We start from the raw sequence: 16,962 nt of genomic DNA on the forward strand, positions 1-16,962 counted from the left end.
TTCAGCCCGCGGCGCTGCGCAGGCGCTCCATCCCCATGTCGCGTATGCCGAGCGCCTCGAGCTTTCGAAGCGTGGCATCGAAATACTCGCGGCAGCTGCCGAGGCTGCCCGCTCCCGTGTTGATCATCCGGGCCATCTCATGCGGGGAGAGCGCCTTCGTGTAGCGGGGATGGGACCGGTCGACCGCAAAGGTGATCGCGCGCACCGGCCGGCCCTCCACATGGGCGGTCACCCACCGGGCCTGGTACACCTCGGTCAGCATCTCCCTTCGCCAGAGCACCCGCAGCTCATCGCGCACCTTGCGCGGCTCGATCTGCAGCAGCACGCCCTGGCACGCGCCGCCCCGGTCGAGGGCGAGCATCAACCCGGGGCGCTCCTGCGAGCCTCGCCCGACGACCGAGCGCAGGCAGAAGGCGCGGTGCCAACCGTGGACTTTCGCCGGATGCATGGCTGTGTGCTCCACCGCGGGGTTCCACATCAGCGATCCATATCCGAACACATGAACGGCCGCATGGCCATCGTGCCGCGACAGGATGCCTTCGATGGAGGCTTCCAGCTCCTCTGCGCTGCGCAGCCGCACGCCCGCCGGGAGCTGCGCGTAGACCTGCGCCATGAAGGCGTCGTCGAGCAGCCCTTCGCGGGTGACCCGCACGGGCTCGGCCGCTGCCTTCGATCCAGCTCGGTCGTTCTCGCGCGGGCCGGGATAACGCATGGGCGGGCCTCTCGGGATCCTGTGGGAAAGACCCGATGATAGCATTGAGATCGTTTAGTGAACGATCGTGAATTCACTGGAGAGCTTCAGCCGGGCGCACCTTCCCCGTGAAGCCGCACGATCAAGGCGCGCAGCCACGCCACGGCGGGGTCCCGGTGATAGCGGCCGTGCCAGAACAGGCTGATCGCAATCTCGGGCAGCCGGGCCGGATGGCGCACATAGGACAGGTCGAACGGCTCGGCCAGGGCCTGCGCGAGCCGTTCGGGCACCGTCGCCACCAGGTCGGAGCCATGCAGGATATGGCCGACCGCCACGTAGTGCGGCACGGTCAGCACGACCTTGCGCACGATCTTCTTGCGGCCGAGAAGCTCGTCCGCCTTGCCGTGGCCGGTTCCTTCCGACACCACGACCACATGATCGGCCTTCGAGAACTCGGCCAGCGAGATCTGCCGCTTGTCGAGCGCATGCCCGCGGCGGAACATGCAGACGTAGTGCTGCTTGAACAGCCGGCGCTGGAAGTAGCCGCTTTTCAGCTGCGGCAGCAGGCCGATGGCCAGCGCGACGTGGCCGGATTCCATCTCGTCCTGGAGATTGACCGCCGTGTTGCGGACGGTGCTGATCGACAGGCCCGGCGCCACGCGCGCCAGCTCCTGCATCAGCTTGGGCAGGAAATAGATCTCCCCGATGTCGGTCATGCCGATGGTGAAGGCGCGCGCCGAGGTGGCCGGATCGAACGAGCTGCGCTGGTTGATGGCGGCATGGATCGTCTGCAGCGCGCTCGCGGTCGGCGCGGCCAGCTGCTCGGCGAAAGGCGTGGGCTCCATGCCCTTGGGTGTTCTGAGAAACAGCGGGTCGTCGGTGAGCTTGCGAAGGCGCGCCAGCGCGTTGCTCACGCCCGGCTGCGAAAGGCCGAGATTCGCCGCCACCTTCGACACCCGCCGGTCGATCAGCAGCTGGTTGAACACCACCAGCAGGTTGAGGTCGATGTCCTTGAGCTCCACGGCATCCCCATTCGCGAAATCTATATGAACTATTCGGCACATTCTATTGAACGATAGCCTCGAACGGCCGATCATCGGGCACCACGAGACGAGCGGCCCGGGCGACGCGGCCGCACAGGAGACAAGAAATGGACGACACATCCGCCGTCTTTCCGCAGCAGATCCGCTGGGAAGACAAGGGCACGAGCCGCATCCCCTTCATGGCCTACACCGACGCCGACCAGCACCGGCGCGAGCTCGAGCGCCTCTTCTACCGGGGCCACTGGTGCTACGTGGGCCTGGAGGCCGAGATTCCGGAGGTCGGCGATTTCAAGCGCACGGTGATCGGCGAGCGCTCGGTGATCATGGTCCGCGATGCCGAGGATTCCATCAGCGTGGTGGAGAACGTGTGCGCGCACCGGGGCATGCAGTTCTGCCGCGAGCGGCACGGCAACCGCAAGGCCGGCGGCTTCACCTGCCCGTACCACCAGTGGAACTATTCGCTCGGCGGCGACCTGCAGGGCGTGCCTTTCCGCCGCGGCGTCAAGCAGGACGGCAAGGTCAACGGCGGGATGCCGGCCGACTTCAAGCCGGCCGAGCACGGCCTCAACAAGCTCAGGGTTGCGACACGCGGCGGCGTCGTGTTCGCGTCCTTCGATGCAGAGGTGGAACCGCTCGAGGACTTCATGGGCCCGGAGATCCTGGGCTACTTCGACCGGCTCTTCAACGGCCGCAAGCTCACGATCCTCGGCTACAACCGCCAGCGCATTCCCGGCAACTGGAAGCTGATGCAGGAGAACATCAAGGACCCCTACCACCCGGGCCTGCTGCACACGTGGTTCGTCACCTTCGGCCTCTGGCGCGCGGACAACAAGTCGGAGCTGAAGATGGACCGCCATCACCGCCACGCCGCCATGATCTCGACCCGCGGCGCGAGCGGCAAGGCGGACCAGGTCACCCAGGTGTCGAGCTTCAAGGAAAGCATGAAGCTCAACGACGACCGCTTCCTGGACATCGTGCCCGAGCCGTGGTGGCGCGGCCCGACGGCGGTGATGATGACGCTGTTCCCGAGCGTGATCTTCCAGCAGCAGGTCAACAGCGTCTCGACCCGGCACATCCAGCCGAGCGGCCCCGGCGCCTTCGATTTCGTCTGGACGCACTTCGGCTTCGAGGACGACGACGAGGCCATGACGCTTCGGCGGCTGCGCCAGGCCAACCTCTTCGGGCCGGCGGGCTTCGTCTCGGCCGACGATGGCGAGGTGATCGAGCTCTCGCAGAAAGGCTTCGAGCAGAAGCCTTTCCACCGCACGCTCGCCGAGCTCGGCGGCCGCGAGGTCGGCGACACGGACCATATGGTCACCGAGACCCTGATCCGCGGCATGTACGAATACTGGCGCAAGGTGATGGAGGTTTGAAATGAACTTCCAGGACTACTTCGAGCTGACCCAGCTCTACGCCCGCTACGCCCAGGCGGTGAGCTCCGGCCAATGGGAACTCTGGCCGGAATTCTTCACGGAAGACTGCAGCTACCGCCTGCAGCCGCGCGAGAACCACGAACGCGGCTTTCCGCTGGCCACGCTGTCGTTCGAGAGCAAGGGCATGCTGAAGGACCGCGTCTACGGCATCCACGAGACCCTGTTCCACGACCCCTACTACCAGCGCCACGTGGTCGGGACGCCGCTCGTGCTGAAGGCCGAGGCGGACCGCTTCGAGTGCGAGGCCAACTACGCGGTGTTCCGCACCAAGCTCTCGGAACTGTCGAGCGTGTTCAACGTGGGCCGCTACATCGACGTGGTCGTGCGCACCCCGGAGGGGCTGAAGTTCGCCTCGCGCCAGGTCATCTACGACAGCGAAATGATCCCCAACTCCGTCATCTATCCCCTCTGAGGCCAGCCATGAGCGATTCCCAATGGACCGAGGCCGCAGCGGTCGACGAAGTGCCCGCCGACGATGTCGTCGGCATGCAGGTCGGCGGGCGCGACATTGCGCTGTACAACGTGGACGGCCAGATCTACGCGACCGACAACGTGTGCACCCATGGCCATGCGCGCCTGTGCGAGGGCTTCCTCGAAGGGCACGAGATCGAATGCCCGCTGCACCAGGGCAAGTTCGACGTGCGCAACGGCAAGCCGATCTGCGCGCCGGTGACCGAGGCGATCCGCTCCTACCCCGTGAGGATCGAGGCGGGCCGCGTGTTCCTCTCGCTCGACTGAAGCCATGAGCAGCGGGACCATCGCCATCGTGGGCGCCGGCCAGGCCGGCGGCTGGGCCGCGCAAACGCTGCGCAGCGAGGGTTTCGCGGGCCGCGTGGTGCTGGTCGGCGACGAGCCCCATCGTCCCTACGAACGCCCGCCGCTGTCCAAGGCGGTGCTCGCCGGGGACGCGCCTGCGGACACCACGCATCTGCTGAAACCGGAGGCCTTCGATGCGCTCGACATCGACTGGCGGCCGAATGTCGGCGCGACCTTCATCGACCGGGCGGCGAAGCAGCTCCACCTGACGCAGGGAGAACATGTTCCGTACGACAAGCTGATCCTCTGCAGCGGCGGCCGGGCGCGCCGTCTGAATATTCCGGGTGCGGATCTGCCCGGCGTCTTCAGCCTGCGCAGCATCGAGGATGCGGCGGCGCTCGGTGCCGCGCTGTCGGCCGGCAGGCGGCTGCTCGTGGTCGGGGGCGGCTGGATCGGGCTCGAGGTGGCCGCGACGGCGCGGAAGAAGGGCCTGGGTGTGACCGTCGTCGAAGCGACGGGCCGGCTCTGCGAGCGCACCGTTCCGCCGGAAATTTCCGGCTACCTGCTGCAGCTCCACGCCGCGCATGGCGTCGATGTCCGGCTCGGCACCGGCATCGAGCGCCTGGCGCAGAGCGCGCAAGGTGGCCTCACGGCGTCATTCACCGATGGACGCGCGCTCGAATGCGACGCGGTCCTCGTCGGTGTCGGCCTGGTCCCCAACGACGAGCTCGCGCGCGAGGCGGGCCTGGCGTGCGATGGCGGCGTGCGGGTCGATTCGCAATGCCGCTCATCCGATCCCGACATCCTGGCCGCGGGCGACGTGGCCACGTGGCACTGCGAATGGGCGGGGCGGCGGATGCGGCTCGAATCGTGGCAGAACGCCCAGGAGCAAGGCATTGCCGCCGCGCGCGCCGCGCTCGGCATCGCGGTGAACCATCAGCCGCTGCCCTGGTTCTGGTCGGACCAGTACGAGGTCAACCTGCAGATCTTCGGCATGCCCACGCCGGCGCACGATGTGGTGGTGCGCGGCGACCGGAATTCCAGCAGCTTCGTGATGTTCTTCCTGGATGCCGGCAAGGTCGTTGCGGCGCTGGGCCCCAATGCCGCGCGCGACCTGCGCGTTGCGCGGCGGCTGATCGAGCGCCGCACCCGCGTCGATGCGGCGCAGCTCGCCGACCTGCAGGTGCCGCTCGCCAAGCTGTGAGTCAGCAGGTCACTGGGCCTTGAACTCCTCCGCCGCGATGCCGAGCTTGCGCAGCTTGTCGTGCAGCGTCTGCCGCGCGATGGCCAGCGCGGCGGCCGTGGCCGGCTGGTCGCCCTGGTGCTTGCGCAGCGCCTCGACGATCACCGCACGCTCGAAGGATTCGACCTGCTGCGGCAGCGCGCGCGGCAGCGCTGGCGAGCCCTCGCCGGTGCCGCGGGTCTGCGTCAGCCGCTCGCCGAGCAGGCCCAGCACGAAGCGGTCGGCCACGTTGCGCAGCTCGCGCACGTTGCCCGGCCACGCATAGGCCATCAGGTCGGCCAGCTGAGCGTTGGTGGGCAGCGGCGCCGCACGTTCGTAGCGGCTCGCGGCCAGCAGCGTGAAGTGCTCGAACAGCAGGGGAATGTCTTCGCGCCGTTCGCGCAGCGGCGGCAGCTCGATGAAGGCGACGCCGAGCCGGTAGTACAGGTCGGCCCTGAACTTCTGGCGGTCGCTCATTTCCTTCAGGTCGTCCTTGCTTGCGGCCACCACGCGGCAGTCGAAGGGAATGGCCTTGTTGGAGCCGATGCGCTCGATGCAGCGTTCCTGCAGCGCGCGCAGCAGCTTGATCTGCACCGCCACCGGCATGCTCTCGATCTCGTCGAGGAAGAGCGTGCCGCCGTTGGCATATTCGAACTTTCCCACGCGCACGCGGTTGGCGCTGGTGAAGGCGCCGGCCTCGTGGCCGAACAGCTCGCTCTCGGCCAGCGCCTCGGGCAGGCCGCCGCAATTGAGCGGAACGAAATGCTGGCGGCGGCGCTCGCTGTGGTCGTGCAGGCAGCGCGCGACCAGTTCCTTGCCGGTGCCGGTCTCGCCGTAGATCAGCACATCGGCCGAGGTTTCGGCCAGCGTCATCACGTTGCGGCGCACCAGCTGCATCTGGGCCGACCGGCCGATCAGCACCGACTGGATGCCGTTCCAGTTTTCCAATGCATCGCGCAGCGCGCGCACCTGCAGCGAGAGCTGCCGGCGCTCGACGGCATGGCGCACGATGGCCACCAGCCGCTCGGAACCGAAAGGCTTCTCGATGAAGTCGTAGGCGCCCTCGCGCATGGCCTGCACCGCCATCGCGATATGGCCGTGGCCGGTGACCAGGATCACGGGCAGCTCGGCATCGATGCCGTGCAGCTCGGGCAGCCATTCGGCGCCGCTCAGGCCCGGCAGGCGCACGTCGCAGACCACGATGGCCGGCACGCCGAAGCGGATGTGGCCGCGTGCGCGTTCGACGCTTGCAAAGGACTCGACCTCGAAACCGGCCAGGGTCAGCACCTGCGTCGTGCTGATGCGGACGTCTTCGTCGTCCTCGACCAGCATCACCCGGATGGCGGGGCTTTCGCTCACTTGTTGATCACTCCTGTAAGGGCGGGAATAGGGATGGCGTAAACGGCGGCGGGCAGGTCGGCGACAAAGCAGGCACCGCCTTCCGGCAGGTTGGCCGCACGCAGCGTGCCGTCCATGGCCCGCACCAATTGTGCCGAGATCGCGAGCCCGAGCCCGAGGCCCGCGCCCGCCGGCTTGCTGGAGACGAAGGGCTCGAACAGGCGCGGCAGGATGTCGGGTGGAATGCCCGGCCCGGTGTCGCTCACGCGCAGGATCACCCGGCCCTCCTGCGGCCGCGCCTCGAGCCGCAGCCTGCGCCGGGGCGAAGCCTGCATGGCGTCGATGGCGTTGCGCATCAGGTTGACGAGCACGCTGCCCAGCGCGGCCTCTTCGGCCATCACGCTCAGGCTCGCGGGCTGCACGTCGACCTCGATGGCGACGCCGTTCTTCTTCGTGGCCTCGGCCACGATGGCCTGCGCGTCGGCCACGGCTCGCGCCATCAGCACTGCCGCGAGCGGAAGCTCGTTCTTGTGCGCGAAGGTCTTGAGCTGCGAGGTCAGGCGCGCCAGGCGGTCGACCATGCCCCGGATGCGCTGCAGGTTGCCGCGCACGTCGTCCAGGCGGTTCTTGTCGAGCAGGATGGCGGCGCTCTCCGAGAGCGTGCGCATCGCGGTGAGCGGCTGGTTCAGCTCGTGCACCACGCCGGCCGACATCTGGCCCAGCGCCGCCATCTTGCCGGCATGCACCAGCTCGCCCTGGGCGGCGCGCAGCTGCGCGGTGCGCGCCACCACGGTCGATTCGAGCGTGTCGTGCGCCGCCTGCAGCGCAGCCTGGTTGGCCAGCTTCTGCCGCACGGCGCGGCGGCGCTGCCACAGCGTGACGGCCATCAGCAGCAGCACCGCCATTGCCAGGCTCGCGGTGATGGCCGCGTTGCGCGCGCCCACGCGCACCGGCGCCAGGTCGTCGAGCGCCATCAGCTGCCACGGCGCACCGCGCAGCGAACGCGTCGAGGCCAGCTGGTCGACGCCGTCGAGCGCGATCACCTTCACATCGCGCGCCAGCGTCTGCTTCAGCGTCCATTGCAGCGGCTGCAGGCCGGCCTCGCCGTAGGGGCGCGAGCGCTGCACCTCGGCCCGCTGCACGGCGTCGAGCGGCAGCAGCGGCCGGAACTTGAGCTCTTCGCGGGTGGCGAGGATCACCACGCCGCGCTGGTCGATCAGCGCCACGTCGCCCGGCAGCTTGCGCCAGGCGCGTTCGGTTTCTTCCAGGTTGACCTTCACGGCGACCACGCCGCGCGTGGGCTGGCCGCGGCGCAAGGCATACGAGAGGTAGTAGCCGGGCTTGCGGCTGGTGATGCCGACGCCGTAGAAGCGGCCCTTGCCCTGCCCCAGCGCATCGATCACGTAGGGCCGGAACGACAGGTCCTGGCCGACGGTGGTGCCGGGCCGGTTCCAGTCGGAAGCCGCCAGCGAGGTGCCGGCGGCATCCAGCACGTAGAGCATCTCCGCGCCGGCGGCGGCGTTGACGCCGTCGAGGTAGCGGTTGACCGCATCGCGCAGCGACGCGTCCGAGGGCGTGCCGAGCAGCCCGGGGACGATGGGCGTCATCTCCAGCAGCGCCGGCAGGTACTCGAAACGGGCCAGGTCGGCATCGAGCCCGGTGGCGAGCATGTCGAGCCGGTGGTCGGCTGCCTCGCGCAGCCGCGCGAGGCCGTTCTGCATGGCGAAGTGGTGCCCCGCAAAGGCGGCCGCGGCCACGAGCGCCAGTGCGCCGCACCAGCGCGGCAGGCCGCGCCACCGTCTCGGGCTGCGGGAAGGCAAGTCGAAGCGCCGGGCCGGCTCCCGTGGAATCATGAACCCGTTATTGCACAAGGCCGCCGCCGCCGCATCAGTGGCTGCCCGATGGCGTGCGTCCGGAAGCCGCCCCGCCCTGCTTCAGGGCTTCGGACATGCCGATCAGCACGCCGCTCGCGAGCGTGGCATAGCTGTCGAGCATTGCCTGCGTGGCGCGCAGGCTCAGCGCGCGGCCGTCGCGCAGGTTCTTGTGCGTGTCTTGCATGAGCTGCTCGAGCGCCGCGGTGGCGCGCGCGCCGGTGCCGGTGCCCTTGCCCTGCAGCGCCTGGAACACGCCGCTCCACGGGCCGTCCACCGGGGCCGCCTTTCTGACGCTGGCGAACAGCGTGTCTTCCATCTTCTCGATGTCGGCGAGCGCCTTCTTGAGCTGCGTCTCGCGCAGGCTCACGCCCTGGTCCACCAACTGCTGCAGCGCGCGCTGGTTGGCCAGCACCGCCTGCTCCAGCGCACCGTCCATGCCGGCGAAGGCCTTGGCCAGCAGCGCCTGCACGTCGGGCGCGGGCAGCTTGCTGCCTTCTGCGCCGGCCGAAGCCGCCTTGATGACCGTGCCCAGCACCTGCCGGATGTTCGCCAGCGTGAGCTCGCGGCCCTGCAGCGCCTTGAGCGTGGCCTCGTGCACGGTCTTGCGGATGGTCTCGCCCTGCCTGGCGGAGGCGTCGGTGAACTTGGTGATCAGTGCGGCCTGATCGATGCCGTTCTTGAGGATCATGGTCGTGCGTTCATTGCATGTGCTGGCCGCCGTTGATGGCGATGTTGGCGCCCGTCACGAAGGCCGCCTCTTCCGAGGCCAGGTAGATGATCAGCCCCGCCACTTCCTCGGGCTTGCCCAGGCGCCCCACGGGAATGTGCGGCAGGATCTTGCTGTCGAGCACTTCCTTCGGAATGGCCGTGACCATCTTCGTGCCGATGTAGCCGGGCGAGATGGTGTTCACGGTCACGCCCTTCCTGGCCACCTCCAGCGCCAGCGCCTTGGTGAAGCCGTGCACCCCGGCCTTGGCGGCCGAGTAGTTGGTCTGCCCGAACGCACCCTTCGAGCCGTTCACCGACGACACGTTGATGATGCGGCCCCAGCCCCGCTCCACCATGCCGTCGGCCACCTGCTTGCTCATGTTGAACAGGCTGTCTAGGTTGGTGCGCAGCACGGCGTTCCAGTTGATCTGGTCCATTTTCTTGAAGGTCATGTCGCGCGTGATGCCGGCGTTGTTGACCAGCACGTCGACCGGGCCCAGGGCTTCCTGCACCTGGCCCACCGCCCGTGCGCAGGAGTCGTAGTCGGCCACGTCGCAGGGCACGGCCAGGATCTGGTAGCCGCGCCCGGCCATCTGCGCGACCCAGTCGGCGTGCGACTTGTTGCCGGGCGAATAGGTCACCGCGAGCTTGTAGCCCGCATCGACCATCTTGGTGGAGATCGTCTCGCCCAGGCCCCCCATGCCGCCGGTGACCAGGACCACTTGTTGCTGCTTGCTTTCGCTCATCTGCATTCTCCTTGGTGCGTTGTGTGACAAAAAATCCGTTCAAGCGCGTTCGACTGCAAGCGCCACGCCCATGCCGCCGCCGATGCACAGCGAGGCCAGGCCCTTGTTGGCGCCGCGGCGGCGCATCTCGTGCAGCAGCGTCACCAGCACGCGGCAGCCCGAGGCGCCGATGGGGTGGCCGATGGCAATGGCACCGCCGTTCACGTTGATGCGGCTGGTGTCCCAGTCCATCTCGCGGTTGACCGCGCAGGCCTGGGCCGCGAAGGCTTCGTTGATCTCCATCAGGTCGAGGTCCTGCGCCTTCCAGCCGGCCTTCTTGAGCGCGAGCTGCGAAGCGGGCACCGGGCCCATGCCCATGAGCGACGGGTCCAGGCCCGCGCTCGCATAGGCGCGGATCACCGCCAGCGGCTGCAGGCCTAGCGCGGCGGCGCGCGAGGCCGACATCACCAGCACCACAGCCGCGCCGTCGTTCAGGCCCGAAGCATTGCCGGCCGTCACCGAGCCCGTCTTGTCGAAGGCCGGGCGCAGGCCGGCGAGTGCGTCGGCGTTGGTCTTGCGGTTCACGAACTCGTCGGCCGCGAAGACGATGGGCTCGCCCTTTTTCTGCGCGATGCTGAACGGCAGGATCTCGTCGTCGAAGCGCCCGGCGTCCTGCGCAGCCGCGGCCTTCTGCTGCGAGGCGAGCGCGAGCGCGTCCTGCATCTCGCGCGTGATGCCGTACTTCTTGGCCACGTTCTCGGCCGTGGTGCCCATGTGGTACTGGTTGTAGACGTCCCACAGCCCGTCCACGATCATGGTGTCGACCAGCTTCCAGTCGCCCATGCGCTGGCCGTTGCGCGAGTTGGGCAGCACGTGCGGCGCGGCGCTCATGTTCTCCTGGCCGCCGGCCACCACGATCTCGGCATCGCCGCATTTCACGGCCTGCGCCGCCAGCATCACGGCCTTCAGGCCCGAGCCGCAGACCTTGTTGATGGTGAGGCCCGGCACGCCGATGGGCAGCCCCGCCTTGATGACCGTCTGGCGCGCCGGGTTCTGCCCCGCGCCGGCCGCGAGCACCTGGCCCATGATCACCTCGGACACCGCATCGCCCGGCACGCCGGCCTTCTCGAGCAGCCCCTTCACCACATGCGCGCCCAGTTCCGGCGCGGCCGTGCCGGCCAGCGCGCCGCCGAACTTACCGACCGCCGTGCGTTGCGCGGCCACGATCACGATATCGTCTGACATGAAAATCTCCTTGAGGTTGGTGCGAAAGAAGGATTGCGCTGGGCTGCTCAATGCAGCTTGACGTGGGGTTCGGTGCGCCGCGTGATGAGGCGGGCGAGCGTGTCGAGCGAGACCTTGACGACGCCGTGCAGCGCCAGCTCGTGCATCTTGTAGAGCGACATGTACATGAGCCGCGCGAACAGCCCCTCGACCATCAGGCTCCCGCCGATCAGGCCGCCCATCATGTTGCCCACGGTGCTGAATTCGCCGAGCGAGACCAGCGAGCCGAAGTCGCGGTAGCGGTAGGGCTCGAGCGCCTTTGCGTCCAGGCGCCGGCGGATCTGCGCCGCGACGTGCGAGGCCTGCTGGTGCGCCGCCTGCGCGCGCGGCGGCACCAGGCCGCCCTTGCCGCCGTTGGCCTCGGGCCAGTCGCAGGCCGCGCAGTCGCCGATGGCGAAGATGTGCTCATCGCGCGTGGTCTGCAGCGTGGGCAGCACCGCGAGCTGGTTGCTGCGGTTGGTCTCCAGGCCCGCGATGTCCTTCATGAAATCGGCCGCCTTCACGCCCGCGGCCCACACCACCAGCTCGGCCGGCAGCACGCGGCCGTCGGCCAGGCGCACGCCCTCGGGCAGCACCTCGGCCACCTTGGCGGAGGTATGCACATCCACGCCCAGCTTGCGAAGCAGTGCCTCGGTGGCGGCCGACATGCGCGCGGGTAATGCGGGGAGCACGCGGTCGGCCGCTTCGATCACGCTGACCTGGATGTCTTTCTCGGCATCCACGCGGTCCAGCCCGTAGGCCACCACTTCGCGCGTGGTGCGGTGCAGCTCGGCCGCCAGCTCCACGCCCGTGGCGCCTGCGCCGATGATCGCCACGTGCAGCTGCTCGGGCCGCAGCGGCGTGGCCTGCGCATGCGCGCGGATGCAGGCGTTGACCATGCGCTGGTGAAAGCGCTGCGCATCGGCCTTCGATTCGAGCCGCAGCGCGTGCTCGCGCACGCCGGGCGTGCCGAAATCGTTGCTGAGGCTGCCGACGGCGACCACCAGCGTGTCGTAGCCGAAGGCGCGCTCGGGCGTGACCAGCCGGCCTTCGTCGTCGAGGTACGGCGCCACCTGCACTTCGCGCCGCTCGCGGTCGATGCCGGTCAGCTCGCCGAGCCGGAAGCGAAAGTGGTGCCAGTGCGCCTGCGCGAGGTAGTCGACCTCGTGCGCGCTCATGTCCATGCTGCCCGAGGCGATCTCGTGCAGCTTGGGCTTCCACACGTGGGTGCGGTGCTTGTCGATCAGCGTGATCTCCGCCCGCCCCTTCTTTCCCAGCGAATCGCCCAGGCGCGTGGCCAGTTCCAGGCCGCCGGCGCCGCCGCCCACGATGACCACGCGGTGCTTCTGCACGGGGCTGTTCATGGTGGGCTGTTCCGTACAGGCATGTGGCCGCCTCAGCGCGGCTGGGCCACGGGCATGTGGGTCTCGACCTTGTCCAGCACCGCCTCGGGCGCGTCGGATTCGGCCGATGTCTCGTTGTCCAGGATGCGCTTCATGCGCACGGTGTCCAGGTCGTTGGTCCACTTGGCGACCACCACCGTGGCCACGCCGTTGCCGATCAGGTTGGTCAGCGCGCGGGCTTCCGACATGAAGCGGTCGATGCCCAGGATGAGCGCCAGGCCCGCGACCGGCACGTGGCCCACGGCCGACAGCGTGGCCGCCAGCACGATGAAGCCGCTGCCCGTGACACCCGCTGCGCCCTTCGAGGTGAGCAGCAGCACCGCCAGCAGCGTGAACTGCTGCGTGAGCGTCATGTCGGTGTTGGTGGCCTGCGCGATGAACACCGCCGCCATCGTCAGGTAGATGGAGGTGCCGTCCAGGTTGAAGGAGTAGCCCGTGGGCACCACCAGGCCGACCACCGACTTCTTGGCGCCCAGGTTCTCCAGCTTGGCCATCATGCGAGGCAGCACCGATTCGCTCGACGAGGTGCCCAGCACGATCAGCAGTTCTTCCTTGATGTACTTGATGAACTTCCAGATGCTGAAGCCGTGGAAGCGCGCGATGCTCCCCAGCACCACGAAGATGAACAGCAGGCAGGTCAGGTAGAAGGTGGCCATCAGCTGGCCCAACTGCAGCAGCGAACTCACGCCGTACTTGCCGATGGTGAAGGCCATGGCGCCGAAGGCGCCGATCGGCGCGACCTTCATGATGTAGCCCACGATCACGAAGAGCACGTGCGAGCCCTTCTCGATCACGTCGAACACCAGCGTGCCGCGGCCGCCGAACTTGTGCAGCGCAAAGCCGAACATCACCGCGACCAGCAGCACCTGCAGGATCTCGCCCTTGGCGAAGGCATCGACCACCGTGCTGGGGATCACGTTGAGCAGGAAGTCGGTGGTGCTCTGCATCTTGCCAGGGCCGGTGTAGGCCGCGATGCTCTTGGCGTCGAGCTGGCTCACGTCGACATTCATGCCGGCGCCGGGGCGCACGATGTTGATGATCACCAGGCCCACCACCAGCGCGATGGAGCTCACGATCTCGAAGTACAGGAGCGCCAGGCCGCCGGTCTTGCCGACCTTCTTCATGTCTTCCATGCCCGCGATGCCCACCACCACGGTGCAGAAGATGATCGGCGCGATGATCATCTTGATGAGCTTGATGAAGCCGTCGCCCAGCGGTTTCATCGATGCGCCGGTGTCGGGCCAGAAGTGCCCGAGCAGCACCCCGAGCACGATGGCGGTGATGACCTGGAAGTAGAGCGATCTGTAGAAGGGCTTGGGTGCGACGGATGGTTGGTCCACGGGAATCTCCTGGAAAATTTCAGACGCCGGCGGCGTCACGGTGTCGTTCATGGCCGCACCCTCCTCAGGCCGCATTGCGGTGCGAGTTGGCATCGACCACCGCCAGCGCAGTCATGTTGACGATGCGGCGCACGGTGGACGACGGCGTGAGGATGTGCACCGAGCGCGCCGCGCCCAGCAGGATGCCGCCCACCGTGATGCCGCTGCCGGCCGCCATGCGCAGCAGGTTGTACGAAATGTTGGCCGCGTCGACGTTGGGCATGACGAGCACGTTGGCCTCGGTCTCCAGCGCCGAATCCGGAAACTCGTGGTCGAGGATGGTCTTGGACAGCGCCGCGTCGCCGCGCATCTCGCCTTCCACCGCGAGCTGCGGATCGGCCGCCTTGATGAGCGCGAGCGCCTCGCGCATCTTCACGGCCGAGGCCGCGTCCGAGCCGCCGAAGTTCGAGTGCGACAGCAGCGCCACGCTCGGCGTCACGCCGAAGCGGCGCACCTCCTCGGCCGCGAGCAGCGCGATCTCGGCGATCTGCGCTGCATCGGGGTCGCGGTTCACGTGCGTGTCGCAGATGAAGAGCTGGCGCCCCGGCAGCATCAGCATCTGCATCGCGGCCATGGTGCTGGCGCCCGCGCGCAGGCCGATCGCGTCGCGCACATGGCGCAGGTGGTCGCCGTAGCTGCCGAGCGTGCCGCACAGCATGGCGTCGGCCCGGCCCTGGCGCACCAGCATGGCCGCCAGCAGCGTGCCGCGGCTGCGCATCTCGGTCTGCGCCACCAGGCGCGAGACGCCCTCGCGGCGCTTGAGCTGGTAGTAGGCCTCGGCCGCATCGCCATGCACGGCCGCATCGAGCGGATCGACGGCCTCGCAGTCGGCGCCCAGCGTGAGGCGCAGGCCGTACTGCGCGATGCGATCGGCGATCACCTCGGGGCGGCCCAGCAGCAGCGGGCGTGCCAGGCCTTCGTCGACCACCACCTGCGCGGCGCGCAGCACGCGCTCGTCTTCGCCCTCGGCGTAGACCACGCGCTTGGGCGACTGCTTGGCGGCAGCGAACAGCGGCTGCATGCTGCTGCCCGACTGGTAGACGAACTGCGACAGGCGCTGGCGGTAGGCCTTCATGTCGGCGATGGGCCGCGTTGCCACGCCGCTGTCGACCGCGGCCTGGGCCACCGCGGGCGCGACCGCCTCGATCAGCCGCGGGTCGAAGGGCTTGGGGATCAGGTAGTCGCGGCCGAAGCGCAGGCCGAGCGCGCCGTAGGCCTGCGCCACCACTTCGGGAATCTCGGCATGCGCGAGTTCGGCGATGGCCCGCACCGCGGCCAGCTTCATCTCTTCGTTGATGGCCGTCGCACCCACGTCGAGCGCGCCGCGGAAGATGAACGGAAAACACAGCACGTTGTTGACCTGGTTCGGATAGTCCGACCGGCCGGTGCCCAGGATCGCATCGGGCCGCACGGCCAGCGCGTCTTCCGGCAGGATCTCCGGCGCCGGGTTGGCCATGGCGAGGATGATCGGGTCGCGCGCCATCTCCTTGACCATCTCGGGCTTGAGCACGCCGCCGGCCGAGAGGCCGAGGAAGATGTCGGCGCCGTCGATCACGTCGGCGAGCTTGCGCGCCGAAGTCTCCTGCGCATAGCGGGCCTTGTTCGGGTCCATCTGTTCCTTGCGGGCGGTGTACACCACGCCCGCGCTGTCGGACACGTAGATGTTCTTCATCGGCAGGCCCAGGCTCACGATCAGGTCGAGGCAGGCCAGTGCCGCCGCACCGGCGCCCGAGGCCACCAGCTTCACTTCGCGGATGTCCTTCTTCACGTGCCGCAGCGCATTGAGGATGGCGGCGGCCGCGACGATGGCGGTGCCGTGCTGGTCGTCGTGGAAGACCGGGATCTTCATGCGCTCGCGCAGCTTCTTCTCGATGTAGAAGCACTCGGGCGCCTTGATGTCCTCCAGGTTGATACCGCCGAAGGTGGGCTCCATGCGCGCGATGGTGTCGATGAGCGCGTCGGGGTCGTTCTCGTCGAGCTCGATGTCGAACACGTCGATGCCGGCGAATTTCTTGAAGAGGCAGGCCTTGCCTTCCATCACCGGCTTGCCGGCCAGCGCCCCGATGTTGCCCAGCCCCAGCACCGCGGTGCCGTTGGTGATGACGGCCACGAGGTTGGCGCGCGAGGTGAGGTTCATGGCCTCGGCCGGGTCGCGGGCAATCTCCATGCAGGCCTCGGCCACGCCGGGCGAGTATGCGAGCGCAAGGTCGCGCTGCGTGGCCATCGGCTTGGTCGGGTTCACCGAGATCTTCCCTGGCGTGGGATAGCGGTGGTAGTCGAGGGCGGCTTCGCGCAGTTTGTCGTCGGACATGGTGTCTCCGTGGAATGTCATTGAGGGACGGCCGTGCCGCCGCCGGCCAGCCAATTGCGCAGCCCGCACAGCAGCGCCGCGGGCTGGTCGGCGTGTATCCAGTGGCCCGCATCGGCAATGCTCTCGGTTCCCGCACGCGGAAAAAGCGCGCGGATGCCCGCGAACGACGCGGGCCGCACGTAGTCGGACTCCGCCCCGTGGACGAAGAGCGCGGGCCCGGCATAACGCGCTTCGTGCAGCGTCTCGGGAAAGCCGCAGAGCTCGCGCATGCACAGGCCCGTGGCCAGCAGGTTCAGCCGCCAGTCGAAGCGGTCGTTCTGCCGGCGCAGGTTCTGCATCAGGAAGTCGACCGGGGCCTCCGCGTTGAGGCTGTCGGCCAGTGCCTGGTGGATTTCGCGGCGGCTGGCGGCACCCGCCACATCGAGGCTCCGCATGGCCGACACGTACGACGAGAACTGGTCGGTGTAGCTCTCCGGCGCGATGTCGATCACGGCGATGCCGCCGATGGCCTGCGGATGCGAGAGCGCGAGGGCCATTGCCGTCTTGCCGCCCATGCTGTGCCCGATCACGAAGGGCCGCTGCAATTGCTCTTGCTCGACCAGCGCGAGCACGTCGCCCGCCATCTCCACGTACGACATGGACTCGGCCCACGGCGAGGCGCCGTGGTTGCGGGCATCGGGCAGATAGACGCGGTGGTCTGCGGCCAGCGTCTCTGCAACCCGCATCCAGTTGCGCCCCGCGCCGAACAGGCCGTGCAGGATCACCACCGGAGGCCCCGATCCCAGCGCTTCGAAAGCCAGTGCGAGCGGCATCGTG

General features: G+C 68.4%; 15 protein-coding genes. 4 read left to right on the forward strand and 11 right to left on the reverse strand.

Annotation, left to right across the window (positions count from 1 at the left end):
* Position 1: 1 nt before the first annotated feature.
* Together AC1DMS_RS02425 and AC1DMS_RS02430 are read right to left on the reverse strand one after the other, a co-directional pair.
* On the reverse strand, positions 2–712 hold the full coding sequence (locus AC1DMS_RS02425; protein WP_307596024.1) for a gamma-glutamylcyclotransferase: 711 nt from the start codon (positions 710–712) through the stop codon (positions 2–4).
* Between the two features lie 86 nt (positions 713–798).
* The gene (locus tag AC1DMS_RS02430; protein ID WP_369664591.1) at positions 799–1,713 is read right to left on the reverse strand and encodes a LysR family transcriptional regulator; all 915 of its coding nucleotides are present in this window, start codon (positions 1,711–1,713) and stop codon (positions 799–801) included.
* A gap of 128 nt (positions 1,714–1,841) precedes the next feature.
* Between AC1DMS_RS02430 and AC1DMS_RS02435 the strand changes: the two genes are divergently transcribed.
* Genes AC1DMS_RS02435 through AC1DMS_RS02450 form a run of 4 tightly spaced genes read left to right on the forward strand, consistent with a single transcriptional unit; the run spans position 1,842 to position 5,127 of the window.
* Positions 1,842–3,107: an aromatic ring-hydroxylating dioxygenase subunit alpha gene (locus AC1DMS_RS02435; protein ID WP_369664592.1), complete on the forward strand. Its 1,266-nt coding sequence runs from the start codon at positions 1,842–1,844 to the stop codon at positions 3,105–3,107.
* A gap of 1 nt (position 3,108) precedes the next feature.
* Positions 3,109–3,579 carry an aromatic-ring-hydroxylating dioxygenase subunit beta gene (locus AC1DMS_RS02440; RefSeq protein ID WP_369664593.1) on the forward strand — a complete coding sequence of 157 codons (471 nt, stop codon included), beginning with the start codon at positions 3,109–3,111 and terminating at the stop codon, positions 3,577–3,579.
* 8 nt (positions 3,580–3,587) lie between these two features.
* Positions 3,588–3,905 carry a non-heme iron oxygenase ferredoxin subunit gene (locus AC1DMS_RS02445; protein ID WP_278877494.1) on the forward strand — a complete coding sequence of 106 codons (318 nt, stop codon included), beginning with the start codon at positions 3,588–3,590 and terminating at the stop codon, positions 3,903–3,905.
* Positions 3,906–3,909: 4 nt separating this feature from the next.
* Entirely contained in the window at positions 3,910–5,127 is a 1,218-nt protein-coding gene (locus tag AC1DMS_RS02450) for an NAD(P)/FAD-dependent oxidoreductase (RefSeq protein WP_278877497.1), read from the forward strand.
* Between the two features lie 9 nt (positions 5,128–5,136).
* Here the strand turns inward: AC1DMS_RS02450 and AC1DMS_RS02455 are convergent, their stop codons facing one another.
* Genes AC1DMS_RS02455 through AC1DMS_RS02495 form a run of 9 tightly spaced genes read right to left on the reverse strand, consistent with a single transcriptional unit; the run spans position 5,137 to position 16,958 of the window.
* On the reverse strand, positions 5,137–6,504 hold the full coding sequence (locus AC1DMS_RS02455; protein WP_012748760.1) for a sigma-54-dependent transcriptional regulator: 1,368 nt from the start codon (positions 6,502–6,504) through the stop codon (positions 5,137–5,139).
* Positions 6,501–8,336, reverse strand: a complete 1,836-nt coding sequence (locus AC1DMS_RS02460) for a sensor histidine kinase (RefSeq protein WP_018904181.1) — start codon at positions 8,334–8,336, stop codon at positions 6,501–6,503. Before AC1DMS_RS02460 ends, AC1DMS_RS02455 begins: the two co-directional genes overlap by 4 nt.
* Positions 8,337–8,370: 34 nt before the next feature.
* The gene (locus tag AC1DMS_RS02465; RefSeq protein WP_478180631.1) at positions 8,371–9,045 is read right to left on the reverse strand and encodes a DUF6781 family protein; all 675 of its coding nucleotides are present in this window, start codon (positions 9,043–9,045) and stop codon (positions 8,371–8,373) included.
* Between the two features lie 10 nt (positions 9,046–9,055).
* Complete coding sequence (gene phbB / locus AC1DMS_RS02470; RefSeq protein ID WP_012748757.1) at positions 9,056–9,811, reverse strand: acetoacetyl-CoA reductase; 756 nt, start codon at positions 9,809–9,811, stop codon at positions 9,056–9,058.
* 39 nt (positions 9,812–9,850) lie between these two features.
* A complete protein-coding gene (locus tag AC1DMS_RS02475) occupies positions 9,851–11,035 on the reverse strand; it encodes an acetyl-CoA C-acetyltransferase (RefSeq protein WP_026283941.1) in 1,185 nt (394 codons plus the stop codon).
* Between the two features lie 47 nt (positions 11,036–11,082).
* Positions 11,083–12,417 carry an NAD(P)/FAD-dependent oxidoreductase gene (locus AC1DMS_RS02480; RefSeq protein ID WP_018904178.1) on the reverse strand — a complete coding sequence of 445 codons (1,335 nt, stop codon included), beginning with the start codon at positions 12,415–12,417 and terminating at the stop codon, positions 11,083–11,085.
* Between the two features lie 32 nt (positions 12,418–12,449).
* On the reverse strand, positions 12,450–13,847 hold the full coding sequence (locus AC1DMS_RS02485; protein WP_018904177.1) for a dicarboxylate/amino acid:cation symporter: 1,398 nt from the start codon (positions 13,845–13,847) through the stop codon (positions 12,450–12,452).
* A gap of 13 nt (positions 13,848–13,860) precedes the next feature.
* Positions 13,861–16,146 carry an NADP-dependent malic enzyme gene (locus AC1DMS_RS02490; RefSeq protein WP_018904176.1) on the reverse strand — a complete coding sequence of 762 codons (2,286 nt, stop codon included), beginning with the start codon at positions 16,144–16,146 and terminating at the stop codon, positions 13,861–13,863.
* A gap of 17 nt (positions 16,147–16,163) precedes the next feature.
* On the reverse strand, positions 16,164–16,958 hold the full coding sequence (locus AC1DMS_RS02495) for an alpha/beta fold hydrolase (protein WP_018904175.1): 795 nt from the start codon (positions 16,956–16,958) through the stop codon (positions 16,164–16,166).
* Positions 16,959–16,962: the final 4 nt, after the last annotated feature.

The sequence above is a fragment of the Variovorax sp. 05T418 genome (assembly GCF_056396385.1).